25 protein-coding genes are annotated in these 24,632 nt (G+C 60.9%); 17 read left to right on the top strand and 8 right to left on the bottom strand.

The features are described 5' to 3' along the window. Positions 1–49: 49 nt before the first annotated feature. From K3728_09600 to K3728_09580, 5 genes are all read left to right on the top strand, one after another. Positions 50–448, top strand: coding sequence for a rhodanese-like domain-containing protein (locus K3728_09600; protein UWQ94003.1), 399 nt, complete (start codon positions 50–52; stop codon positions 446–448). A gap of 87 nt (positions 449–535) precedes the next feature. Then, positions 536–973, top strand: coding sequence for a type II 3-dehydroquinate dehydratase (gene aroQ, locus K3728_09595; GenBank protein ID UWQ94002.1), 438 nt, complete (start codon positions 536–538; stop codon positions 971–973). Between the two features lie 6 nt (positions 974–979). Then, positions 980–1,783, top strand: coding sequence for a LuxR family transcriptional regulator (locus K3728_09590; GenBank protein ID UWQ94001.1), 804 nt, complete (start codon positions 980–982; stop codon positions 1,781–1,783). A 464-nt stretch (positions 1,784–2,247) separates the two neighbouring features. After that, complete coding sequence (gene blaOXA / locus K3728_09585) at positions 2,248–3,060, top strand: class D beta-lactamase (protein ID UWQ94000.1); 813 nt, start codon at positions 2,248–2,250, stop codon at positions 3,058–3,060. Then, a complete protein-coding gene (locus tag K3728_09580) occupies positions 3,057–3,395 on the top strand; it encodes a hypothetical protein (protein ID UWQ93999.1) in 339 nt (112 codons plus the stop codon). Before blaOXA ends, K3728_09580 begins: the two co-directional genes overlap by 4 nt. A gap of 91 nt (positions 3,396–3,486) precedes the next feature. On the opposite strand, the gene tsf is transcribed toward K3728_09580, so the two are convergent. Then, positions 3,487–4,362 (bottom strand): translation elongation factor Ts, encoded by an 876-nt coding sequence (gene tsf, locus K3728_09575; GenBank protein UWQ93998.1) that lies wholly within the window; start codon positions 4,360–4,362, stop codon positions 3,487–3,489. Between the two features lie 78 nt (positions 4,363–4,440). Then, the gene (gene rpsB, locus K3728_09570) at positions 4,441–5,232 is read right to left on the bottom strand and encodes a 30S ribosomal protein S2 (protein UWQ93997.1); all 792 of its coding nucleotides are present in this window, start codon (positions 5,230–5,232) and stop codon (positions 4,441–4,443) included. A 252-nt stretch (positions 5,233–5,484) separates the two neighbouring features. On the opposite strand from rpsB, the gene K3728_09565 reads away from it, so the two are divergent. The 3 genes from K3728_09565 to K3728_09555 all read left to right on the top strand — a co-directional run bounded on the left by K3728_09565 (position 5,485) and on the right by K3728_09555 (position 8,053). Beyond that, on the top strand, positions 5,485–6,375 hold the full coding sequence (locus K3728_09565) for a bifunctional hydroxymethylpyrimidine kinase/phosphomethylpyrimidine kinase (protein UWQ93996.1): 891 nt from the start codon (positions 5,485–5,487) through the stop codon (positions 6,373–6,375). Continuing rightward, positions 6,372–7,289: a pseudouridine-5'-phosphate glycosidase gene (locus K3728_09560; protein ID UWQ93995.1), complete on the top strand. Its 918-nt coding sequence runs from the start codon at positions 6,372–6,374 to the stop codon at positions 7,287–7,289. The genes K3728_09565 and K3728_09560 overlap by 4 nt, the downstream gene beginning before the upstream one ends. Before the next feature lie 68 nt (positions 7,290–7,357). Beyond that, positions 7,358–8,053: a DUF502 domain-containing protein gene (locus tag K3728_09555; protein ID UWQ93994.1), complete on the top strand. Its 696-nt coding sequence runs from the start codon at positions 7,358–7,360 to the stop codon at positions 8,051–8,053. Between the two features lie 209 nt (positions 8,054–8,262). Here the strand turns inward: K3728_09555 and K3728_09550 are convergent, their stop codons facing one another. Further along, a complete protein-coding gene (locus K3728_09550) occupies positions 8,263–10,071 on the bottom strand; it encodes an extracellular solute-binding protein (protein UWQ93993.1) in 1,809 nt (602 codons plus the stop codon). Between the two features lie 343 nt (positions 10,072–10,414). Between K3728_09550 and K3728_09545 the strand changes: the two genes are divergently transcribed. Next, positions 10,415–11,200 carry a 3-hydroxybutyrate dehydrogenase gene (locus K3728_09545; GenBank protein ID UWQ93992.1) on the top strand — a complete coding sequence of 262 codons (786 nt, stop codon included), beginning with the start codon at positions 10,415–10,417 and terminating at the stop codon, positions 11,198–11,200. A gap of 69 nt (positions 11,201–11,269) precedes the next feature. After that, positions 11,270–11,617, top strand: coding sequence for a pentapeptide repeat-containing protein (locus K3728_09540; GenBank protein ID UWQ93991.1), 348 nt, complete (start codon positions 11,270–11,272; stop codon positions 11,615–11,617). Positions 11,618–11,673: 56 nt separating this feature from the next. Here K3728_09540 and K3728_09535 read toward each other — a convergent pair whose 3' ends face one another. Further along, a complete protein-coding gene (locus K3728_09535; protein ID UWQ93990.1) occupies positions 11,674–11,958 on the bottom strand; it encodes a hypothetical protein in 285 nt (94 codons plus the stop codon). A gap of 200 nt (positions 11,959–12,158) precedes the next feature. On the opposite strand from K3728_09535, the gene K3728_09530 reads away from it, so the two are divergent. Beyond that, on the top strand, positions 12,159–13,187 hold the full coding sequence (locus tag K3728_09530) for a patatin-like phospholipase family protein (protein ID UWQ93989.1): 1,029 nt from the start codon (positions 12,159–12,161) through the stop codon (positions 13,185–13,187). 13 nt (positions 13,188–13,200) lie between these two features. Here the strand turns inward: K3728_09530 and K3728_09525 are convergent, their stop codons facing one another. Then, positions 13,201–13,827 (bottom strand): XRE family transcriptional regulator, encoded by a 627-nt coding sequence (locus K3728_09525; GenBank protein UWQ93988.1) that lies wholly within the window; start codon positions 13,825–13,827, stop codon positions 13,201–13,203. Positions 13,828–13,894: 67 nt separating this feature from the next. Here K3728_09525 and K3728_09520 point away from each other — a divergent pair, with 67 nt between their 5' ends. The 3 genes from K3728_09520 to K3728_09510 all read left to right on the top strand — a co-directional run bounded on the left by K3728_09520 (position 13,895) and on the right by K3728_09510 (position 17,296). Then, positions 13,895–15,340, top strand: coding sequence for an acyl--CoA ligase (locus K3728_09520; protein ID UWQ93987.1), 1,446 nt, complete (start codon positions 13,895–13,897; stop codon positions 15,338–15,340). After that, entirely contained in the window at positions 15,337–15,999 is a 663-nt protein-coding gene (locus K3728_09515; GenBank protein UWQ93986.1) for a DsbA family oxidoreductase, read from the top strand. Before K3728_09520 ends, K3728_09515 begins: the two co-directional genes overlap by 4 nt. Positions 16,000–16,132: 133 nt before the next feature. Continuing rightward, a complete protein-coding gene (locus K3728_09510) occupies positions 16,133–17,296 on the top strand; it encodes a multidrug effflux MFS transporter (protein UWQ97506.1) in 1,164 nt (387 codons plus the stop codon). Positions 17,297–17,324: 28 nt separating this feature from the next. Here K3728_09510 and K3728_09505 read toward each other — a convergent pair whose 3' ends face one another. The 3 genes from K3728_09505 to K3728_09495 form a co-directional block, all read right to left on the bottom strand. After that, positions 17,325–18,050, bottom strand: coding sequence for a DUF2306 domain-containing protein (locus K3728_09505; protein UWQ93985.1), 726 nt, complete (start codon positions 18,048–18,050; stop codon positions 17,325–17,327). A 76-nt stretch (positions 18,051–18,126) separates the two neighbouring features. Continuing rightward, positions 18,127–21,594, bottom strand: a complete 3,468-nt coding sequence (gene mfd / locus K3728_09500) for a transcription-repair coupling factor (GenBank protein ID UWQ93984.1) — start codon at positions 21,592–21,594, stop codon at positions 18,127–18,129. A gap of 42 nt (positions 21,595–21,636) precedes the next feature. Next, entirely contained in the window at positions 21,637–22,167 is a 531-nt protein-coding gene (locus K3728_09495) for a component of SufBCD complex (GenBank protein UWQ93983.1), read from the bottom strand. 139 nt (positions 22,168–22,306) lie between these two features. On the opposite strand from K3728_09495, the gene hemB reads away from it, so the two are divergent. The 3 genes from hemB to K3728_09480 all read left to right on the top strand — a co-directional run bounded on the left by hemB (position 22,307) and on the right by K3728_09480 (position 24,608). Then, entirely contained in the window at positions 22,307–23,305 is a 999-nt protein-coding gene (hemB, locus tag K3728_09490; GenBank protein ID UWQ93982.1) for a porphobilinogen synthase, read from the top strand. A 146-nt stretch (positions 23,306–23,451) separates the two neighbouring features. Further along, positions 23,452–24,027, top strand: a complete 576-nt coding sequence (locus K3728_09485; GenBank protein ID UWQ93981.1) for a twin-arginine translocation pathway signal — start codon at positions 23,452–23,454, stop codon at positions 24,025–24,027. A 92-nt stretch (positions 24,028–24,119) separates the two neighbouring features. After that, positions 24,120–24,608 carry a DUF302 domain-containing protein gene (locus K3728_09480; protein ID UWQ93980.1) on the top strand — a complete coding sequence of 163 codons (489 nt, stop codon included), beginning with the start codon at positions 24,120–24,122 and terminating at the stop codon, positions 24,606–24,608. Positions 24,609–24,632: the final 24 nt, after the last annotated feature.

The raw sequence follows: 24,632 nt of genomic DNA, 5'->3' as shown, positions 1-24,632 counted from the left end.
GCGGTCAATGTGCGTTAACGCTATCTGCGACAGATTAGGAGCTTTCCCCATGGGCCTGAAAACCTCTGCCTCACAAATGGTTGCCACCGCTCGCGCCCGGATTGAGGAGATCGAGACCGCCGAGTTGATCGCCAAGGTCGATGATCCCGATGTGGTGATCGTGGACATCCGCGACATCCGAGAGCGTCAGCGCGGGTGCATCCCCGGCTCGGTCCATGCGCCGCGCGGCATGATCGAGTTCTGGGTCGACCCCGATAGCCCCTACTTCAAGCCGGTGTTCGGGCAGGAAGGAAAGAAGTACGTTTTTCACTGCGCATCGGGCTGGAGATCGGCCCTGACGGTGGCGACACTGCAAGACATGGGCTTTGACGCGGCCCACCTGCGCGAGGGATTTTCGACGTGGGAAGAACACGGCGGCCCGGTTGAGATACCAGAGCCCCGGAAATAGCCGCTAAGGGTGCCAAAACTTGGCCAATTCGACGACTCGACGCAAGCCGCCGGTTGCCTATAGAGTGCCGCTAAAGGGATAAGACGAATGAAGCTATTAGTCCTTAACGGGCCGAACCTAAACCTTCTGGGAGAGCGCGAGCCGGGCATCTATGGCGCCGCGTCTCTGGCAGATATCGAGGCCGAGTGTCAGGCCCTCGTCAGCACCTTTGGGGCCAGTGTTCGGTTCGAGCAATCTAACCACGAAGGCGGGCTTGTGGATGCGCTTCACGGGGCGCGTCACGACACCGATGGCGTCGTGTTGAACGCGGGCGCCTACACCCACACCTCCATCGCGCTGCGCGACGCGATCAGCGCCACGCGCTTGCCGGTGATAGAGCTTCACCTGTCCAACACCCATGCCCGCGAAGAATTTCGTCACACATCAATGATCGCTGCGGTGGTTGTCGGCATCATCCAAGGCTTTGGCGCAGACGGCTACCCCCTCGCCCTGCGTGCGTTGCATCAACACCTTTCAAAAAAGTAGCAGTCTATGAAACGTCTCCGCCCCTATATGGAAATGACCACTGTCGAAGACCTCTGGGCCCACCATACGAAAGTACTGGCAGGTTACGGCTTTGACCGCGTGTTCTACGGCTTCAACGCCTTTCGCGGCGCGGGTCTGTATGACAACCCCGAAGACGCGCTGCTGCTAACGAATATGCCCGCCGATTATGTAGAGGCCTATGTCGACGGCGGCATGTTCCGCGACGGCGTGATGATGCGGTGGGCGACCGAGAACGTAGGCGCCGCGTCTTGGCGCGATGTCTATACGGCGATGGCCCATGAAGAACCCTCCAAGGGCGAATTGGCCATGCGTGCAATGAATGAAAAGCACGGCATTACAGCAGGTTACACGGTGAGCTTCCCAATGGCGATCAAGAACGCCAACGCGGGCATCGGCATGGCCGTGAAGAAGGGCATGGACCAGGACGCCGCCGACGCGATCTGGGCCGAGCATGGCGAGGATATCGAGACGATCTGCCATGTGGCGCACCTGTGCATTCTGCAATTGCCCGCCACGGGTCAGCGCAAACTGCTGACCCCGCGCCAGTCCGAGGTGTTGGAACTGGTTGCTGACGGCAAGACCATGGCCGACATCGCGCTGCTTCTGGAACGCAACGTGGCGACCATCGAAAAGCACCTGCGCGGCGCGCGCGATGCGTTGGGGGTAGAGACGACGGCTCAGGCCGTGCGCAAAGCCTCAATCCTGAACCAGATCTTCCGCCTTGATGACCGCGAAGACACCACGCCCCGCCTGCCCCACATGGCCGGAACGGTCGGTGATCGCCGCTAACCTGTCCTAATCGACAGGTAGGGATTCCCCTATCTATCGCGATGACGTCCCATCCTGCATAACGTCCTTGTTCCGTGAGTGATGGCAATTAACGCCAGGAACACCGGGTTTCGGAGGTACGTATTTTCCCGCCTCCGGACCCACCCGGCGCCTGCTTGCACGCGGTTGGGTTCGGAGCGGTTGGTTCGTATTTTAAGGGCCAAACACCGCTTCGGGGAAACGGCGGCGGGGTCTTCTCCCTCCCCTCGCGCCGCATATTCTGATTGCGCCTCAGCTGTCCCTTGAGGTGTAAGATCCGGCGCTTCGTTCTTGTCCCTCGTGCGTCGGACAATCCAAGACGGCGCTGCCCCTGTCCCGGGCAGTGCCGTTTTTTTTGTGGCCTTTCCTATATCTCAGGTGCCCTTCTCTTGTCCTGAGCCCACGGTTATGAAGACCCTCAAGTCCACCCCATTCGGAGCCCCACGATGCCCAAGCACCTGATCGCTGGCGCCCTCGCAGGCCTGTGTCTCTCCGTTAGCGCCGCCCAAGCCGAGACGATCTGCACCCTGATCGCTTCCCCTTCAGCGCAGGACACGATTTACGAGGTCGGCGATTGCGACCGCCGGGTCACGCCCGCCTCTACCTTCAAGGTAGCCCTGTCGCTAATGGCGTTTCACGATGGTGTTCTACTGGATGCCCACACCCCAACCCTGCCCTACCAGAGCACCTATCCCGATTGGGGCGGCGAAAACTGGCGGCAGGCCACCGACCCGGACCGCTGGATGACCTACTCCGTCGTTTGGTTTTCCCGGCAAATCACGCCGCTTCTAGGGCTGGACCGGATGACAGAGCTGGCCCAAGGCATGGGCTATGGAAACGCGGATTTCAGCGGGGACTTTGGCCAGAACAATGCGTTGGAACGGGCTTGGATGACCTCCTCTTTGCTGATCTCTCCACGCGAACAGGTCGCGTTCTTATCGCGAATGATCCAAAATGACTTGCCGATCTCAGGCGAAGCCGTCGCGCAAACAATTGAGATTATGGATTATACCGACACACCCGGCGGTTGGCGGATCTATGGCAAGACGGGTTCAGCTTATCCGCGAATGGAATCCGGTGCGTTTGACTATGCCCAGGGCTGGGGCTGGTACGTGGGGTGGGCCACCAATGGCGACAGCACATTGGTTTTCGCCCACCTGACCCAAGATGAGACCCGCCACCAGACCTCGCCCGGTGTTCGGGCGCGCGAAGCATTCCTAGACGGGTTTGAGTCCCTCGCAAACGGGGCGCTGCAATGACCAGCCCTACACTGGCCTTCGTATGTGTCGCGGCATTGTGCGTGCCCCTGCTTCCGGCTCATGCTCAAACAGCGGACCTACAGGGGCTGACATGGGTCGAACAGAAGTGTGTGCTCTATCAAAGCGCGTGGGAATGGGCGGTTAACAGTGTCGGGGCAGAGCAGATCAGCGCAAACTTTATTGCCGACAACGACCGGTTCGTGGCCTCGGGCTGCCTGGCGGATATTCCCGTATGCCCCACAAATGATGTGGAATTTGAATTGGCGAATTTGCTGACTGTTATGACAATGAACGAAGGCATGGCCAGCACCTTCGTGCCTTTTGCCTGCCCCTGACGCGGCAAGCATCAGCGCAACAAAAAGGGGCAGAGAATTGCTCCCCTGCCCCTTCGTATGACGCGTAGACCGGGCATTTGCCCGGGGACGCTTAACCTTTGGCGGTTTTGGCCACTTCTTCTGCGAAGTTCTCGACCTTCTTCTCGATGCCTTCACCCACTTCGAGGCGAACGAAACCGGTGATCTCGGCGCCGGCCTCTTTGGCGGCGTCGCCAACGGTGAGGTCAGGGTTCACAACGAAGGCCTGGTTCACGAGCGTGATTTCCGAGAGGTACTTCTTCATACGACCCACGATCATCTTTTCGATGACCTGCTCGGGCTTGCCGGATTCGCGGGCGATGTCGATCTGAACCTGCTTTTCCTTCTCCAGCATGTCCGCGTCCACGGCACCCTCGTCCAGAGCGGCGGGGTTCACGGCGGCCACGTGCATGGCGACCTGCTTGGCGAAGGCTTCGTCGCCGCCTTTGGTGGCAACCAGAACGCCGATTTTGCCCATGCCCTCTGCGGCGGCATTGTGCACGTAGGAAACGACAACGTCGCCTTCCAGCGCAGCCATGCGGCGCACGGACATGTTTTCACCGATCACGGCAACCGCGTCAGTCACGGTCTGCTCGACGGACTTGCCGCCCATGTCAGCCGCTTTCAGCTCGTCCACATTGTTCACGCCTTTGGCGACGTCGGCAATGCCCGCAACCATCTGTTGGAAGTCGGCGTTCTTGCCCACGAAGTCGGTTTCAGAGTTCACTTCAACCGCAACGCCTTTGTTGCCTTCAACGGCAACAGCCACGAGGCCTTCAGCCGCCGTACGGCCGGATTTCTTGGCCGCTTTCGCAAGGCCCTTGGTGCGCAGCCAGTCAACGGCCGCTTCCATGTCGCCTGCGGTTTCGGTCAGCGCCTTCTTGGCGTCCATCATGCCGGCGCCAGTTGTGTCGCGCAGCTCTTTTACCATGCTTGCAGTGATTGCCATGTCATGGATCTCCTGAATGAAAATGGTGTCGGGCCCGGCAATACCGGGCCCTTGTATCAGTTCTGCAACGCTAAGGGCTTATGCCTCGGCGGCAGGGGCTTCTTCAGCTGCTGGCTCGGCGATGGCTTCCTCAACGGAGCCTTCTTCGAGGCCACCAAGGTCAACACCAGCTGTTTCCAGCTGCGTGGTCATACCGTCCAGCGCCGCGCGGGAAATCAGATCGCAGTAGAGTGCAATTGCACGGGCCGCGTCGTCGTTGCCGGGGATGATGTAATCAACACCATCGGGCGAGCAGTTGGTATCAACCACAGCCACAACTGGAATGCCCAGTTTCTTGGCTTCGGCGATGGCGAGGTCTTCTTTGTTGACGTCGATCACGAAGATCAGGTCAGGAAGGCCGCCCATTTCGCGGATGCCACCGAGGGAGGCTTGCAGTTTGATCTGGTCACGCTCCATGCCCAGACGCTCTTTCTTGGTCAGACCTTCGAGAGAGCCGTCGGCTGTCTTCTCGTCGATCTCTTTCAAGCGAGCGATGGAGTTGGAAACGGTTTTCCAGTTGGTGAGCGTGCCACCCAACCAACGGTGGTTCATGTAGTATTGCGCACAACGCTCTGCGGCGTCGGCCACAGGCTTTTGCGCCTGACGCTTGGTGCCCACGAAGAGGATCCGGCCGCCTTTGGCGACTGTCTCACGCACAACCTGAAGCGCTTGCTCCAGCATGGGGTGGGTTTGGGTCAGGTCGAGGATGTGGATGCCATTACGGTCGCCGTAGATGAACTCGCCCATACGGGGGTTCCAGCGTTGCGTCTGGTGGCCGAAGTGAACGCCAGCTTCAAGAAGCTGACGCATGGTGAAATCAGGAAGCGCCATGCCATATTCCTTTCCGGTTTGCGCGTAGGGCGAAGGATTAGAAACTGCTGTTTCAACCGGTGGACTGATCCATGGAATTTGCCACGGGGCCCGCCTTCGCCTGAGAAGTGAGGGTCCATTAGGGGGTTTGGGGAGAGGTTGCAACCTATGATTGAGCGTCAGCTGCGCGGAGAGGTGGGGATTGAGTTGTATTTGCCAAGATGAAGGAGGGAGCGTCTTGCGGGGCGGCGGATGTCAGGGCAAGAGGAGAGGATGGAACAGAGACCAGACATTTTGTGCATCGGCGCGGTTTTGTGGGACATCATTGGCCGCACGGACGACACCATGGTGCTTGGCAATGACAAGCCGGGGCGGATTAGCCGGGTGCCGGGGGGCGTGGCGTTGAACATTGCCATGACGCTTTCGGGGTTCGGGCTGCGGGCGGCTTTGTTGTCGGTCGTGGGAGAGGACACCGAGGGGCGCGAATTGCGCGCAGCGGTGGCCGAGATGGGGCTCGATGTGGGGCCAATGTTAGTGGATGCCACCCTGACGACCGATCGCTATATGGCAATTGAAGCGCAAGGCCAGTTGATTGCGGCGATTGCCCATGCCCATTCGCTGGAGCACGCGGGTGCCCGCATTCTGGCGCCTCTGGCCGACGGCACCTTGGGGTCCGAGGCTGCGCCTTGGGATGGGCCTGTTGCCTTGGATGGCAATCTGACGGAGGCGCTTTTGCAAGACATCGCGGTTAGCCCGCTGTTTGCGAAGGCGGATTTGCGGATTGCGCCTGCCTCGCCTGGCAAGGCATTGCGCCTGCGCCCATTGCTGTCGCATCCCCGTGCCACGATCTATGTAAACCGAGAGGAAGCGGGTCTGTTGACGGGAAGCCACCCCGCCAACGCCGCCGCCGCTGCCGAGGCCTTGATTGCCGCGGGCGCCCGCAGGGTGCTTGTTACCGAGGGCGCGCAAATGGCCGTGGACGCTTGCGCTGATCACAGCTTGTCCGCCGTACCGCCCGCTGTGGAAGCGCGGCGGATAACCGGCGCGGGCGATACGTTCATGGCGGCCCATATTGCTGCCGAAGTCGCGGGAAGATCCCGCGAGACCTCATTGGAAGCTGCGGTGAATGCAGCGGCCACCTACGTCTCAGGAGACACCCCATGACGCTCCCCCTCACCTTCTCGCCTGAGGTTGCCGAGGCCCGTGCCAACGGCACCCCCATCGTGGCGCTCGAATCCACGATCATCACCCACGGCATGCCTTATCCGCAAAACCTCGACACCGCGCGGCTGGTCGAGGCGGAAGTCCGCGACGCCGGAGCGGTTCCTGCAACGATCGCGATTATGGACGGGCGTATTCAGATCGGCCTGACAGAAACGGAGTTAGAGGTGCTGGCCCAGGCCCAAGACGTCTCGAAGCTCAGCCGCGCTGACTTGGCCGCTTGCCTGGCCATGGGCGGCGTCGGTGCCACGACCGTTGCCGCCACGATGATCTGTGCCGCCATGGCTGACATCAAAGTCTTTGCCACCGGGGGCATTGGCGGCGTCCATAAGGGGGCGGAAGACACCTTTGATATATCCGCCGACCTGCGCGAATTGGCCCATACCCCCGTTTCCGTCATCGCCGCAGGGCCCAAGGCCATCCTCGACCTGCCAAAGACACTTGAGGTGCTGGAAACCCTTGGGGTGCCGGTGTTTGCCTACGGCCAAGATGCCTTCCCCGCATTCTGGAGCCGGGACAGCGGGCTGACTGCGCCCCTGCGGGCAGATACGGCGGCGCAAATCGCTCAATCCCATCTGATGCGCACCCGACTTGGCCTGCCGGGCGGGCAACTGGTGACGAACCCGATCCCCTTGGCCGACGAAATCCCTGCGGCCACGCTGGCGCCAATCATCGCTCAGGCGCAGTCCGAGGCCGACGCTAAAGGCATCTCCGGAAAACAAGTCACCCCGTTCCTGCTGCAACGCCTGTTTGAGCTGACCGACGGCGCGACGCTGACCTCTAACATTGCCCTCGTACGCAACAACGCACGCCTTGCCGCAGAGGTCGCGCGCGAAATGATGGCCGAAACACCCTGATCCTTGTAGGCCCCGCCCCCGGCGCTTAGATAGACCCAAACCCCTCCCATTCGAGAGCCGCTCCGACGATGAAATTGTCTCCTACTCCAGATGTCCCACGGCGAGGGCTGTTTGCCTCTCTGCGGTCGAACTTCCTGACGGGATTAATCGTGATTGCCCCCATTGGGATCACGATATGGCTGATCTGGACGCTGACAGGCTGGATTGACAGCTGGGTGCTGCCCTTCATCCCGGACCGCTACAATCCGGCGATGCTGATCAACGAGTGGACCGGCATCCAAGTGAACATCCGTGGCATCGGCGTTGTGACGTTCCTGATCTTCACCATGATCGTGGGCTGGATCGCCAAGGGGCTCATCGGACGCTCGATGATCCGTTGGGCTGAAAGCCTCGTGCTGTCCATCCCGATGGTGCGTACGATCTACTCGGGCCTAAAGCAAATCGCCGAAACGATCCTTCAGCAAGGCCAACAGAATTTCGACAAGGCTTGCCTCGTGGAATACCCGCGCAAAGGCATCTGGGCGATCGCCTTCATCTCGACCACGGCCAAGGGGGAAATCGCCAAACGCGCGCCTGAAGATATGGTCTCTGTCTTCCTGCCAACGACACCTAACCCGACTTCGGGCTTCTTGCTGTTCGTCCCGGTCAAGGACACCATCGTCCTCGATATGTCGGTAGAGGATGCGGCGAAACTGATCATCTCCGCGGGCCTCGTTTATCCCAATGGCCAAGATCCCACGCAACCTCCTGCGCCTAAACCCTAGCCCCACAGTAAAAGGGCGCCCCATTCTCGGACCGCCCTCCTTCATCTTTTCAAAAATATCGCCGGGGGTCTGGGGGGCTGGCCCCCCAGTATTTTTAAGCATGGTCTGGGGGGCTGGCCCCCCAGTACTTCAAGGCTCGGTCTGGGGGGCTGGCCCCCCAGTTTGGTAGCTCGGTCTGAGGGCGTCCCTCGCCCAGTTCCATTCAGCCCCTATTCCGCCTCAACCCACCAAACGTCGGGCTGCCAACCAATCCAATCACCGTAGATTGGAATGTAATCCGGGAAGTGCAGCTCCGCGTTATAGGCGATGCGGCTGATCGGGTTGTGGTGGAACGGCACTACATAACGGTCCGATATCAAGATCCGGTCCAAGGCCCGTACGGCCGCACGATAGTTCTCTTGCGAGGACGCGCTCAACATCTCGTCGATCATCGCCTCGATCGCCGGGTTACAACCACCGTGAAGATTGCGGCCGCCATCGACCAAACCCGCGTCGCAGCCCCAGTAGTTGCGCTGCTCGTTTCCGGGGCTGAGCGACAGACCCCACCGGTAGTAGATCATGTCGTAATCATAGACATCTCGCCGTTCTCGGAACTGGGCGCTGTCTACACGGGTTACCGTGACCTCAATCCCCAGACGATCCAGCGCTTCGGTGTAGATGTTGGTGATCGCGTCGTTCTCGGAGCTGCCGGTCTGGAGCAGGATCTCAAACGTCACCGGGCCATTGGGGCCCGTCATCACGCCTTCCTCTACGGTGTATCCGGCCTCTTCCATCAGGGCGATAGCGTTACGAATGCCCGCGCGGTTGCGTTCCGTGCCGTCAGATACGGGCAGCGTGTAGCCTTCGATGGCTCCGGGAAGCAGCTCTTCTGTGAAAGGCTGCAAGATTTCCAGCACCCTGCCCTCTGCCGGCCCCTCGTGCATGGCCAAGGGAGAGTTCGCGAAAGGCGACGTGATACGGGGATCGACCCCGCCATTGACCGTCTCGTTAATGAACTCAAAGTTGAACGCTTGGATCATCGCCTCGCGCACGCGCCAGTCCGAAAAGATCGGGCGCCGTGTGTTCATCACAAATCCTGTCATGCCCGAAGGGCGTTGATGCGCCACCTCGGAGAGGTGAACCTCACCCGATTGCACCCGGGGGAAGTCGTAATCCGTGGCCCATGCCTGCGCCGAGGTTTCGCGCTGGGTCGTCACAAGACCGCTGGTGAACGCCTCGGTCATGGCGGTGCCATCGGCGAAGAACTCCATGCGGATCTCATCAATCACATTGGTGCCGCGCCGGAAGGGAATGTCCGCGCCCCAGTAATCAGGGTTCCGGGTCAGGGAAACGAAGCGTCCCGCCTCAAAATCAGTAACGACATAGGGCGCCGTGGCGATCGGGATGACATCAAGGCCGCTTTCGAGGAAGGGGTGCTCCTCCCACTGGGCGGCTTGCAGGATCGGGCGCAGGCCCATGATCATCGCCAACTCTCGGTCAGGCTCGGTCAAGGTAATGCGAACCGAGCGTTCGCCGGTCGCCTCGATCCCCTCCACCCGGCTCCATGCGCCCAGATAGCGGGGATGGCCTTCGGTGCCCAAGGTCTCAAACGACCAGATTACGTCTTCAACCGTAACCGGAGACCCATCAGAGAACCGCGCCTCTTCCCGGATCACAAATTCGACCGACAGGTTGTCCTCTGCAATGTCCACCGATTCGGCCAAGAGCCCGTACAGAGTGAACGGTTCGTCCCAGGACCGCCCCAGAAGCGATTCGTACGTCAAGAATCGCAGCTGCCAGGGGGTGGAGCCTTGACGGATATGCGGGTTCAGGCTGTCAAAACCGCCCACTTCCCCGGTCACAATCCGCCCGCCCGTGGGCGCATCGGGGTTGGCATAGGGCAAATGCGTGAAGTCCGGCGCCAGCGCAGGTTCGCCATACATGGCTACACCATGTTGTGGGTCAGCAAGGCTTGCAGTGCTAAGTCCGATGCTCAGCCCAATAGATAAGGCGCATTTCGTGAAACAATTCGTCGGCATTTGCGAACAATCCTCCAGCAGCTCGTTTTTGTTATGGTTAAAGGCTACCGGTCGGCGGGCGTGGGCGCAAACTTTTCAGTTGGACTCCGGCCAAGTCATTGCTTATAAAGAACTCACTGCTCGATAGGTTTCTTGCCTGTATGAAACCTGCCTCAATGACTTAGCCCTGGCCTTGTGCCAGGGTTTTTTTTGTCCCTCCCCTTGCCCGCCTGGCGCCGCCGAAAACTCTTGCAAGAGTTTTCCAAGGCTTTTGCAAAAGCCTTGCACCGTTGGCCATAACGCCCCCTGTTCATTTCGCACGTGCAGCATTAGCTTGCGGGAAACGACCGTAAGGAGCACGACAATGGCCATCATCACTGACATGTCCGGCAAGACCGCCGTCATCACCGGATCGAACTCTGGCATCGGATTGGGAATCGCCCAGGAACTGGCCCGTGCGGGGGCCGATGTTGTCCTCAATTCCTATACCGATGACGAGGCCGACCACACGCTCGCCGCTGAAATCGCCGCAGAGCATGGGGTGACAGCCCGCTACATTCAGGCCGACATGTCCAAGGGCGACCAAGCCCGCGCCCTGATCGAGAAGGCCGGCACCTGCGATATCCTGATTAACAACGCCGGCATCCAGCACGTCGCCCCGATTGATGAGTTTCCAACAGGCAAGTGGGACGCGATCATTGCGATCAACTTGTCCTCTGCCTTCCACACCACCGCCGCTGCGCTTCCGATGATGCGCAAAGCCGGTTGGGGCCGTGTGGTGAACATCGCCTCTGCCCACGGGCTGACGGCCTCTCCCTACAAATCCGCCTATATCGCGGCCAAGCACGGGATCGTTGGTATGACCAAGACCGTGGCCCTAGAGACCGCGCAAGAGCCGATCACCGCCAACGCCATTTGCCCCGGCTACGTGCTGACGCCTTTGGTGGAATCACAGATCCCCGACACGATGCGCGAATACGATATGTCGCGCGAGGACGTGATCAAGAACGTGATGCTCAAGCGTCAGCCCTCCAAGGAATTCGCCACGACCGAGCAGATGGGCGGCACCGTTGCGTTCTTGTGCTCCGCGGCGGCAGACCAGATCACGGGCACAACCATCAGCGTTGATGGCGGCTGGACCGCGTTGTGATATCATTGGCGCGGGGGGCAATACACTGCGTCCCGCGCCACCCACGACGTCCCAATCAGGAGAGCCCGAATGGCAGACCAACCCGAAGCTGGCCGCGATAGGCTGCAAATCAAGAATATGTATCTGTGCGGGTCAACCTTCACCTCGGTGAGCCTGAAGGATGCAGAGTTCCGCGAGACTCATCTGATGGGGGCCGTGATCGACGACGTGAACGCCACGGGTCTGAAGTTTCACAACGTGAACCTGACGTCGGCTTCATTCGAGGATGTGAACCTGTCGATGACGACAATCAATTCCGCAAATCTTGAAGGGGTGTCTATCACCAACGCCAATATCACCGACATGACGATCGAAGGCGTAAAAGTCAGCGATATGATCGCATTATGGGACAAAATCCACGGCGACGACACCGTGTGAGCTTTGTCTGGCGCGACCGCCCCGACGCCAGAAACATCAGGGCGGCGCAGGGGTGTTTAGCCCTCGGGCAGCGCGTTCAGGCAGTCGAATGCAGCGACACGGTGCTCGTCGTAGGTGGTGCGATCTTCCGTGGACAGGGCGTCCCGCTCATCGCTGCGCACGGCGCTGACTTGGTTGAACCAGACCGTATGCTGACGGGCCACATCACGGGTTTCAGCGGCACAGGACGCCTCACGCTCTGCCGCGGCCTCGGCCACCAAATTGGAACCACCGCCCAAGACAAAAAACCAAACCGCCCCACCAACGAGGGCAAGGGCCACAATCGCAATAACTGCGCGCATAAGAAAATTCCTTCTAAAATTGACAGGGGATCAGGCCATCAGCCCACCCCCGCCCATTGAGTGTGCGACCAGACATATAGCGGCCGTTAACCTCAACAATGCGGTGAAACCCTACCTTTCACGCCGCATTCCCCTTGCGCCCTGCCCCCGGACCATGGCCAAAGCCCCCTACACAAGACCCACGACTAAAGGACGTCCCCATGACCAAACGGATCAACCTTGCCCTTCAAGGCGGCGGTGCCCACGGGGCGTTTACCTGGGGCGTGCTAGAGACCTTGCTGAACGAACCCGGGATCGAGATCGCGGCCATGTCCGGCACCTCTGCCGGGGCATTGAACGGGGCTGCGGTGAAATCGGGGCTGTCGCAAGGCTCCAACGCGGCAGCGATTGAAACGCTGGCTTGGGTCTGGGAAAAAGTGGGTGCCATCACCGATCCGGCGTTTGCCCCCTGGCTCAACATGTTCTCGCCCCAAGCGGTTAGCGCGATGCTGGAAACTTCGGTGCCGTTTCTGGCCGGGGATGCCTATTCCCGTGCCGTCAGCCCCTATGCCTCGGGGCCATTCTACAAGAACCCGTTGCAGGACATTGTCTCTGAATTTCAGTACGATAACATCTGTAACACTGAAGGCCCCGCGTTCCATATCTGCGCCACCAACGTCCGGTCCGGCAAGATCCGCGTCTTCACCGGAGATGAGATCAGCCCCGAGGCAATCATGGCCTCGGCCTGCCTGCCCACAATGTTCCGCGCCGTGGAAATCGAGGACCCCGCCACTGGCAAGCAAGAGGCCTACTGGGACGGCGGCTACACCGGCAACCCGGCCCTTTTCCCCCTGTTCGCGCCCGACCTGCCCCGCGATATCGTCATCGTCAACATCAACCCTCTGCACCGCGATGAGGTGCCGACAACGGCCCGCGCGATCCAGAACCGGATCAACGAGATCAGCTTCAACACCTCCTTGTTCCGGGAATTGCGGGCGATTGATTTCGTGCAGCGCCTTTTGCACCGCGACATGATTGGCGGGGATGCCTTCAAGGACGTGCTGATCCACATGATTGCCGATGATGAGCTGATGCGCCAACTCTCGGTGGCGACCAAGGTCATTGCGACGCCGCAGGTGATGCACCAATTGCGCATGGCGGGGCAGCAAGCGGCGCAGAACTTCCTGCGCGATGCGATTGATCATATTGGCGAGGATAGCACTCTCGACCTGCGGGGTATGTTCGAATAACGCGGCAGCACGCTTACGCCAGTGACGTCACCCAAAGGATCGTCGCGTCATCGTCCGAGGTTGAAACGACGTTATGCCCCATCGCGGCATCGTAATAGGCGCTGTCCCCACGAGACATGTCAACCGGTTGATAAAATTCGGTAAATAGCCGCACGGTGCCGGTTAGCACATAGAGGAATTCTTCTCCCTCGTGACGCACCCAACCATCGAATTCGTCGAAGGCACGGGCGCGGATGCGGGCGCGGTAGGGCAGCATGGATTTCTGCACCAGTTGATCGGCCAGCAGCTCGTGCTCATAAGTTGTGGTGGCGTGGGCCGCCCCCTCGCCGCGCTTCGTGGTGACCATGCGCCCGCCGCCTTGGGGCGTGGCCGAGGGCGTGAACAGCTGCGGCACCGAAATGCCAAGCCCACCTGCCAGCTTCTTCAGCGCATCATAGGTGGGCGACATCTGACCGTTTTCGATCTTTGACAGGGTGGATCGTGCCAGCCCGGCTTCTCCGGCGGCCTGCTCCAACGTCCAGGCGCGTTCCTTGCGCAGTTCGCGCACCCGCGCGGCAAGGTCTACGGGCAGCGGCGCGGCCTCATCGCCGGTGGCGCGGGCGATGCGGATCAGGCTGGGGTTGTCAGGTAAATCACTCATGCATCGTGCGATAACGCACAGGGACTGTCCCTTGCAACCGTCCTGAGTGTCTCATACCCCATACAATATGCCCTGCCCGTCCCGCTTTAACCTTTCATCCTACGTGCTGTCCAAAGCGCAGGAGACGCCCGATAAGATTGCGCTGGCGATCCTTGGGCCCGCGCGGGCAGAGCGGTGGTCCTACGCGCGGCTAGAGGACGCCGTGGCGCGGGCAGCGGGCGGTTTGGTTGCAGCAGGGTTAACGCCCGGTGATCGGCTGATGCTGCGCCTTGGAAATTCGGCGCTGTTTCCCATCGCCTATCTGGGGGCGATCCGCGCCGGTATTGTGCCAATCCCAACCTCGGCTGCCTTTACGCAGCGCGAAATTACCGTTCTTTCCCAGACACTTCCGCCCGACGCCGTTCTGGCAGAGGAGGGCATTGCCCTGCCCGATACGCCCTGCCCCGTGCTATCGCCTGAGGTGCTGGATGGCCCGCCCCTTGCCCCCCATGACAGCGCCGCCGATGATCTGGCCTATATCGTGTTTACCTCGGGCTCATCGGGTAAACCCAAGGCCGTGGCCCACGCCCATCGGGCGGTTTGGGCCCGGCGGATTATGTGGGAGGGCTGGTACGGCCTGCGCCCCGACGATCGGTTAATGCACACGGGCGCGTTTAACTGGACCTATACCCTTGGCACCGGGTTGCTGGACCCCTGGGCGATGGGTGCCACGGCGCTGGTTCCCGCCCCCGGAACTGCGCCCGAAAGCCTTTCTTTATTAGCCAAACGCCATGATGCCACCATTCTGGCGGGTAGCCCCGGCATCTTCCGCAAGCTGTTACGCGGCCCCCTTCCACCCATGCCGAAACTCCGCCACGCGCTCTCCGCTGGAGAGGCTCTGCCCCCGTCGCTCCGCGCCCATTGGCAAGCCGCGACCGGCACCGACATTCATGAGGCTTTGGGGATGTCAGAGGTCTCGACCTTCCTGTCAGGCTCTCCCACGCGCCCTGCGCCAGACGGCAGCACCGGTTACCCCCAAAAGGGTCGCCGCGTTAAAGTTAACGCCATGGTTAATGACGGGTGCCTTGCGATCCACGGCAGCGACCCCGGCCTGATGCTGGGGTATATCAATGGTAGATCAATTGATCTGCCTCTGCGCGATGGATGGTTTCAGACCAGCGACCGGGTCGAGGAGGCAGAGGACGGCGCGTTCCGCTATCTGGGTCGCGCCGATGATGTGCTGACGGCGGGCGGCTTTCGGATTGCGCCGCTGGAAATCGAGCATGTGTTCACGGCCCACAAAGACGTGACCGATTGCGCCGCTTTGACGGTGCATCCGAACCCTGAGACTACCATTCTCGCCCTTGCCTATTGCGGTCCTGCAAGCGAGGATCAGTTGAAAGAGCACGCACGCCCTCTTCTTGCACACCACAAAACTCCCCGTGCCTATTTGCGCATGGATAGCCTGCCCCGTGGGGCCAACGGCAAACTGAACCGAGCCGCCTTGAGAGCGGCCGTTAAGGACTTGATATGATTAAGCTAGACATCCTCTCGGACCCGATTTGCCCTTGGTGCTACATCGGTTGGTCCAACCTTGCCCGCGCCATGGAGGCACGCCCCAACCACCCCTTCACGATCGAATGGCATCCGTTCCAGCTTAACCCCGATATGCCGGACGGCGGGATGGACCGCCGCGCCTATCTGGAAGGAAAATTCGGTGGCAAGGACGCCGCCGTGAAGGCTTATGCGCCCGTGGCCGAGAAGGCCAAGGAAGCGGGTCTTACGATGAACCTGGAGGGGATCAAGCGCACACCAAACACCCGCGACGCCCATCGGTTGATCCATTGGGCCGGGATTGAGGGGCGTCAGACGCCCACCGTTCTGGCGCTATTCCGCGCCTATTTTGTGGAAGGTCGCGATATTGGCGACCGGGAAACGCTGCTGGATATTGCCCAAAGCGTTGATCTGGACCGCGATATGATTGCCAAGCTCTTTGAAAGTGGTGCCGACGCCGATGATATCACCGCCCGCGACACCCATGCCCGCGAGCGGGGCGTTCAGGCCGTGCCGACGTTCATCGTCGCCAACCAACACGCCGTTCCCGGTGCGCAGCCGCCCGAACAATGGGAAGCGATTATCGACGACCTGAACGCGCAGCTTGAGAAAGCCGAACAGGCAGACGCCGCGGGATGACCCATTTCACGCCTATCCAATTGATCCCCCAACAAGACGCCCCGATCTGGAGCGCCCTGAAGATATTCTGGAGACGAAAACCTTGACCAAAGCGCCAATAGCTCGGCTTTCCACCGGCGAATTCATTGCCTTGATGGGGATGGTCTTCGCAACAATCGCCTTCTCCATGGACGCGATGTTGCCCGCCCTCCCCGAAATTGCAGAAGAACTTTCACCAGACGAGCCGACATTGGCGCAGCTTGTGTTGACCAGCTTTCTGGTCGGCATGGGATTTGGCACCATCTTTGCCGGCCCGCTGTCTGACCGTTTTGGCCGTAAGCCGGTGATTTTCGTCGGCTCCTGCATCTACGTGCTGGGCGCGTTTCTGGCCTATGTCGCCCCAACGTTGGAGTTGGTTCTAGCGGCCCGCGTGTTGCAGGGGTTGGGCGTTGCGGGGCCGCGGATTGTGGCCATGGCGATGATCCGAGACCTCTATTCCGGGCGAGAAATGGCGCGCATCACCTCGTTCGTGATGCTGGTCTTCACCATCTTCCCGGCCATCGCGCCCTTGATCGGAAACGGGATCATCACCCTTTTCGACTGGCGCGCCATCTTCCTTGCCTTCGTGGTATTCGCCATCATTTCGATCGGCTGGCTGACCCTGCGCCAGCCCGAAACCCTGATGGCACAGGACCGCCGCCCCCTGAACCTTGGCAAGTTGTGGGAGGGCACGAAAGAGGTCATGGCGGTGCGGCAAATGCAGATGTCGATTGCGGTGCAAACCCTGATCTTCGGGGCGCTTTTTGCCAATATATCCTCGATCCAGCAGATCTTCGATCTGACGTATGGGATGGGCCATTGGTTCCATTGGCTGTTCGCCGCCATCGCCCTGCTGACAGCACCCTGTGCGCCGATCAACGGGCGTTTCGTGGTGCGGATCGGGATGCGTCCGCTCATCTCTCGGGCGCTCGTGTTTCAAGTGATCTGCTCGGTGATTTTCATCGCTTCCCTGATGCTTGGCGCCGCCCCGGAGGTCGAGGTCTGGTTCTATTTCGTGTGGTCCGTGACGGTCTTCATGATGATGGGCTTCACCATCGGCAACCTGAACGCGCTGGCGTTAGAGCCACTGGGCCATGTGGCGGGGCTTGCGGCCTCGATCATGGCGGCGATTGGCACGATTGGCGGCGCGGTTCTGGGCGGTATCATTGGCCAGCTTTACAACGGCACGGCCCTGCCCTTGGCCATCTGCGTGGGCGGGCTGGCGTTGATCGGCGGGGTCATCATGCGGCGGATGCCGAGAGAGAAAACGGACGGATAAAGGCCCTTAGGCGGCGGAGGGCGAAACGCTACTCTGCCGCCTGAACCACGGGCCGCGCGGCGCGGTTCTGCCGATGCCACCACCAAGCGACGACCAGCACGTTGGGCACCCAACACGTCCAGCCGAGGTAGGGAAACACCACGTCCATATCCCAGAAAATCCGCAGGATCGGCAGTTGGATACGGAAAGACACGGCCCCAAAGCTGAGCGCGGCCATCATCACCATCCAGCGTTGGTGTAGCACCAAACGCTTGGTCTTGATCGCCCACATCCCCATCACGAGCGCCCCGAACCACGCGACTGAGCCAAGGGCAAACCCCAGTTCCGACCAAAACGGCAGGGTCATGTTGAAGCTGATCGGCGGTGTCGTCAGGGCCGCAATGGTCACGATGGGCACCAACGCCCACCCCAGATAAACATGTTTGCGGCGGTCCCCGCGCCGCCACATGCGGCTGACCTGCACCGGCACCAGAAGAACGGCCAAACCGCCAAAGACCATGTGAACGGCCAAAATAGAGCCCACGTTTTCAATATGATAGGCCACGTGGTCGGCCCCACGAGAGATCCCCTCCACCACGAAACCGGCCCATGTGGCATCGAAACCTTCGCCCCAATGGGCAAAGACGCCGTAGATCAGCCCCGGCGGCACAAACTTGAAAGCCGAGGCCGCGGAGAGGAAAGAAAACAGCAAAAACGCGATCCAGCCCCAGCGTGGAATTTGCCGTTTGGGCAGCTGCTTGGAAGGGTCTGACATTGGGCTTTGATCCTAAGGGGTGACGTCGCACTGAGCGCGTTTTAACGCGCCCATAGGGCCGCGGCAATGCAGAGGATCAACCCTTTGCAAACACCGCCAAATCGCGGGCGATGGCGAAGGCGCCTTTGATTTTGTCGGCGTCCTTGGGCCAATCGGCCATGACCACGATCTTGTTGTCCTTCACCTTCGCCCGGCCATTTTGGTCCTGCACGAACTGCACCAGCCCGCCGGGGTTGGGGAATTTGTCGTTGTGGAACTGGATCGTCACGCCTTTCGGCCCTGCATCCAGTTTGGCGATATGGGCGCGTTTGCACATGGCTTTGATGCGCACGACTAGCAGGAGGGTGTTCACCTCTTTCGGGAGCTTGCCGAAACGGTCGATCAACTCGGCGGCAAAGCCTTCGAGGTCCACCTTGGTTTCCAACTGCGACAAGCGACGGTAGAGGCCAAGGCGCACGTCCAGGTCGGGCACGTAGGCTTCCGGGATCAGGACCGGCACGCCAAGGTTGATGGTTGGCGACCATTGGCCATCGCTGTCGCCCAGTAGCCCTTCGCCCTCGCCGGAGCGGATCTTGGCAATCGCCTCTTCCAGCATGGATTGATAAAGCTCGAAGCCCACCTCTTTGACGTGGCCTGATTGTTCTTCGCCCACGATGTTGCCCGCCCCGCGAATGTCGAGGTCTTGGGACGCAATCGTGAAGCCCGCCCCAAGGCTGTCGAGGCTGCCCAGAACCCGCAGCCGCTTCTCGGCTGACGGTGTCAGCTTTCCGCGCGGCTTGGTGGTCAGATAGGCGTAAGCCCTTGTTTTCGCACGACCCACGCGGCCCCTGATCTGGTAGAGCTGCGCCAAGCCGAACATGTCGGCGCGGTGGATTACCATGGTGTTGGCGGTCGGAATGTCGATGCCGGATTCCACAATCGTCGTGGCCAGAAGCACGTCATATTTACCGTCGTAGAAGGCGACCATGCGGTCGTCCAACTCTCCCGCTGCCATTTGCCCGTGGGCGGTGATGAAGCTGACCTCAGGCACGTGATCGCGCAGAAACTCTTCGATCTGCGGCAGGTCTTCGATGCGGGGCACCACATAGAACGACTGCCCGCCCCGGTAATGCTCGCGCAACAGCGCCTCGCGGATGGTGACGGTGTCGAACTCAGAAACGTAGGTGCGAATGGCGAGGCGGTCCACCGGAGGCGTGCCGATCATCGACAGGTCACGCACGCCAGACAGGGACATTTGCAACGTGCGCGGGATCGGCGTGGCTGACAGCGTCAGCACGTGAACGTCCGAGCGCATTTCCTTCAGGCGCTCCTTGTGGGTGACGCCAAAGCGCTGTTCCTCGTCAATAATCATCAGGCCAAGGTTTTGAATCCGAACGGTTTTCGCCAAGATCGCATGGGTACCGATGACGATATCGACGGTGCCATCGGCAAGGCCCTTGCGGGTCTGCTCGGCCTCTTTATTGGGGACGAAACGGGACAATTGGCGCACCGTCAGGGGGAAGCCGCGGAAGCGGTCCTGGAAGGTCTTGGCGTGTTGGCGGGCCAGCAGTGTTGTGGGGGCCACGATGGCCACTTGCATGCCGGACGCCGCCGCCACAAAGGCCGCGCGCATGGCGACTTCGGTTTTGCCAAAGCCCACGTCGCCCACCACCAAACGGTCCATCGGGCGGCCCATGGTCAGGTCTTCCAACACGTCGGCGATGGCGGAAAGCTGGTCGTCGGTCTCCTCGTAGGGGAAGCGGGCGTTGAACGCCTCCCACATATCGCCGGGGGGCTCGAATATCGGGGCTTTACGCAGTTCCCGTTCCGCCGCGATGCGGATGAGCTTGTCCGCGATCAGGCGGATGCGTTCTTTCAGGCGGGCCTTCTTGGCCTGCCAAGCGCCGCCGCCGAGTTTATCCAGTAGCCCATCGTCATGGCCGTAGCGCGACAGCAGTTCGATATTCTCGACCGGCAGGAACAGACGGTCCCCGCCCGCATATTCCAAGGCGATACATTCGTGCGGCGCGCCGGCCGCCGTGACCGTTTCCAAGCCGTTGTAGCGGCCCACGCCATGATCCACGTGGACGACCAGATCGCCGGGCGACAGGCTTTGGGCCTCGGTCAGGTAATTGTCGGCGCGTTTCACCTTGCGCTTGGGGCGGATCAGCCGGTCCCCCAGAACATCCTGTTCCGAGATCACGGTGACATTGCTGCCCTTGGTGATCGGCCCGGTGAAGCCTTCTTCCAGCGGCCAGACGGTCAGGTTGACGGAGCCTTTGCCGCCAATTCCACGGGCATCGTTAACGCGGTTAACCTCTGTCAGACCTTCGTCTTCCAGAAGGCCCTCCAATCGTTCCCGCGCGCCTTCGGACCAAGAGGCGATGACAACGGCGCCATCTTTACGCATCGCTTTAACATGATCCGCCAAAGCCGCGAAAAGGCTGATGTTTTCTTGCTGCCGCTCCGGCGCGAAAGAACGCCCGACACGCCCGCCCGCATCAATGATACCGGGTCCGGGGGCCGCGGAATTGACCGAGAATTGCACCAGACGGTGCCCTTCCACGGCAGCGGTCCATGCGGCATCGTTCAGATACAGCAACTCCGGCGCGGCGGGCTTGTAGACGGTGTCCAAACGACCCTTCTGGGTCAGGGCGGTTTTGCGGGTGTCGTATTGGTCGGTGATGCTGTCCCACCGGGCCAAACGCTGGGGCGTGGATTGGTCATCGAGCGTGATCGTCGCGCCGGGGAGGTAATCAAACAGGGTTTCCAGCCGTTCATGATAGAACGGCAACCAATGCTCCATTCCCTGGGCCTTGCGCCCCGCCGAGACGGATTCGTAAAGCGGATCTTCCGAGCCGCCTGCCCCAAACTCTACCCGGTAATTCTGCCGGAACCGCGCGATGGCGGCATCGTCAAGGATAACCTCGGACACCGGCGCAAGCTCTACCCGCTCCAGTTTTTCGGTGGTGCGCTGGGTCCCCACATCAAATCGACGCGCCCCGTCGAGCGTATCGCCGAACAGGTCCAGCCGCACCGGGCTGTCTTCGCCCGGCGGCCACACGTCGATGATCCCGCCGCGCACGGCGTAGTCTCCGGGTTCGGACACGGTGGGCGATTGCACGTAGCCCATGCGCACAAGGAAGGTGCGAAGGGCCTCTTCATCAACGCGCCCCCCGACAACGGCTACGAAGGCCGAGGACGCCAGAAGATCACGGGGTGGCACATATTGGGTGGCCGCGTTAAGCGTTGTCAGAAGAATAAACGGCCCTGAAAGCCCCGCCGCCAAGGTGGCCAGCGTCGCCATGCGGGCGGCAGAAATCTCGGCCTGAGGGGACACACGGTCATAGGGCAGACAATCCCAACCGGGAAATTCCAGCACCGGCACCTTGGGATTGAAGAAGGCCAAAGCCGTGGCCATCGCACGCAGACGCTTGTCGTCACGGGCCACATGGACCACGGGCGCGCCTTTAGCGGCCTCGGCCAGCACAAGGGTGGCGTCAAAGCCTTCGGGCGCGCCGCCGCAAAGAATATGGGCGCTAGGGATATGAGTTTGATCAGCCATGGATCGCCTCACCTACGCCGAAGCGCGGTCAAGTCAAGCCTGTCACCCCAAGGGGCCGACGTTGACGTTTTGGTACATGCCCCAGAAAGCGGTGACAAAGATGAACACGACGCCCAACATCTGAACCATCGTGCGGTGCTGGCGCAGGATTTGCGGCACATGGCGATAGTCGTCCGCTTTCAGGCGGTAAGACGTCCAGACGCCAAGCCCGATTACGATCATGGAGGGGCACAGAAGCAGGAAAATCGCTTGGGAGAATTCAACCCCATATGCCCATCCCGTGACGGCAAGGCCCGATAGGATGAAGGTGGAAAAACCCATCGCAACGGTGCCAGAGGTCTGCGCGTAGGTCACGTTACGTTCCGCGTTCATGCGGGTAAGAACCAGCAAATCCTCGGCCGCTTGGGCATCGCCGCGTTTGGACCGGGTGACAAGGTAGTAAGGGACGCCGACGGTCCAATGGCTCATGGAAGACCACAGGATGGCAAGGACTATCCAATACCACAGGTTTGAGAACGACCGGAGGTCGATCACTTCGGTAAGAAGATCGAAGAAGTCCAAGGGGTATTCCAATTAGGCAGCCGTCAATTTCGCGCACCATATGCGGGGCGTTTGGCAGATGCTAGCCCCGTGTTGCCTTGCGGGCGGCCTTGCGTGGCAGGCGTTGCCGTGGCACCTCTGTCGCGCCTGAAATCAGCGAAAGTTCGTTCCCATGACCGCCAATCAAGCCTCGTTTCCGCAGACCCGCTTTCGGCGCAACCGGTCCTCTGGCGCGTTGCGCAATCTGGTGCGCGAAAGCCAGTTGTCGGTCCATGACCTGATCTGGCCCGTTTTCGTCTGCGCCGGCACCAATGAGCGGCAGGCGGTTGCTTCGATGCCCGGAGTGGAGCGTTTGTCGGTTGATCTTGTGGTAAAGGCCGCGCGGGACGCGGCCCGCCTTGGCATCCCGGCGATCTGCATCTTTCCCTACACCGATCCGGCCCTGAAGACAGAGCTTTGCGAGGAGGCCTGGAACCCCGACAACCTGTCAAACCGCGCCATTCGCGCGATCCGTGACGCAGGGATTGAGATCGCGATCATGACGGACATCGCGCTGGACCCCTATAACATCAACGGCCACGACGGCATCGTGCGCGATGATGTGATCGTCAATGACGAAACGGTCGAGGCGCTGGTAAAGATGGGGCTGGCACAGGCCGAGGCAGGAGCCGACATTTTGGGGCCGTCCGATATGATGGACGGGCGTATTGGCGCGATCCGCGCCGCGCTGGAGGCCGAGGGCCATACAAACGTGACGATCATGTCTTACGCCGCAAAGTTCGCCAGCGCCTTTTACGGGCCGTTCCGCGACGCGGTAGGTGCCTCGGGCGCGTTGAAAGGCGACAAGAAGACTTACCAGATCGACCCGCTAAACGCCCGAGAAGCCCTGCGCTGCGTCGAACGCGACCTGAGCGAGGGGGCGGATATGGTGATGGTCAAACCCGGAATGCCGTATCTGGACCTGTGCCGCCAGGTTAAAGACCGCTTTGGCGCGCCGACGTTTGCCTACCAAGTCAGCGGCGAATACGCGATGATCCAGGCGGCGGCGGGCAACGGCTGGATCGACGGAGAGAAGGTCATGCTAGAAAGCCTGATGGCATTTCGCCGGGCGGGCTGTGACGGGGTGTTGACGTATTTCGCACCGCGCGTGGCGAAGCTGTTGAACCCATAGCCCCCGGCCCGAGCCACTGATTTCGGCGAAAACCCGCAGATGTTGTGGTTTCACGGATGACATGCTGGGTTTTTCGGCGTATTCTTGCCGCTAAGGATCGGGGCGCAAAGTCCCGGCAAATGCAGTTATATAGGCAAGGTATTCCCATGGCAGATGGTCTTTCGACACCAGCGCTTTCCCGGCGTTCCGTTCTTCTCGGCGCGGGATCACTCCCGCTTCTCGCAGCTTGCGGCAACCCGCTTGGCAACGCCAATGCGCCGCGCATTGATAGCCGCGTAGACGCCGCGATCGAGTTCATGCAGCAAGAGGTGCCCGGCACCGCGGACCTGATCTCGCAAGCTTCGGGCATGTTGGTCATGCCGCTGATTTCCGAAGCCGGTTTCGGCTTTGGTGGCAGCTACGGACGCGGCGCGTTGCGCGTGGGCGGGGCGACGGTGGATTATTACTCGGCCGTGTCCGGCAGCTTTGGCTTGCAGATCGGCGCGCAACAATATGCGCACACATTGTTCTTCATGACCCCCTCTGCCTTGGCCGATTTCCGCGGCTCTGTCGGGTGGTCCGTGGGCGCGGATGTGCGCTATGCGGTAAACACCAACGCGGGCAATCTGGGCTTTGACACCGCCACATTGGCCGAGCCTGTGATTGCGGTGATCTACGGCCAAGCGGGCCTTATCATTGGGGCGACACTGGACGGCACGCGCTACACCCGGATCATTCCGTAACCGCTACACACGCCCCATCCTCGCGCATCTGTGACTGGCCGCCTGCCCGTGGCCAGTCCATTCTGACACCGCCACCCTGTCGGAGGTCTTTCATGTTGCGCGCGTCTCTTGCGATCTTGTTCCTATCCCTGCCCCTGTCCCTGCCCGTTTCGGCCCAAGAGGTTGCCGACATTACCCCGCAGCCCGGGTGGGAGGTCCATGCCACCGCCCATGATTTCGCGACCCTGACCGAACGCACCCGCGCCGCCGTCAGCGACAATGGCTTGGGCGTGGTGACCCGAGCAGGCCCCACGGGTGCCGCTGCGAACCGGGGCGTCACCATCCCCGGCAACATGGTCATCGGCGCGTTCAACAACGCCTTCGCCGTGCGCATCCTGCGCCTGTCCACGCCCGCAATGATCCACGCCCCGATCCGCCTTTACGTGACCGAGAACGGCGACGGCACTGCAACGCTCAGCTATATCCGCCCGTCGCACCTTTTCGCCCCCTATATCGACACCGCCGACCCCGATTTGGCCGTGGCCGCGCGGGAGCTGGATGTGATCTTTGCCGCCATTGCGGCACAGGCCGCTGCAAGGTAGAGACTTGCGATGCGCATGCGCGAC

Source organism: Rhodobacteraceae bacterium M385, from assembly GCA_025141835.1.
In the GTDB taxonomy this organism is placed as follows: Bacteria; Pseudomonadota; Alphaproteobacteria; order Rhodobacterales; family Rhodobacteraceae; genus Gymnodinialimonas.
The sequence above is the reverse complement of the archived record's forward strand: the minus strand, read 5'-3'. Positions and strand labels throughout refer to the sequence as shown.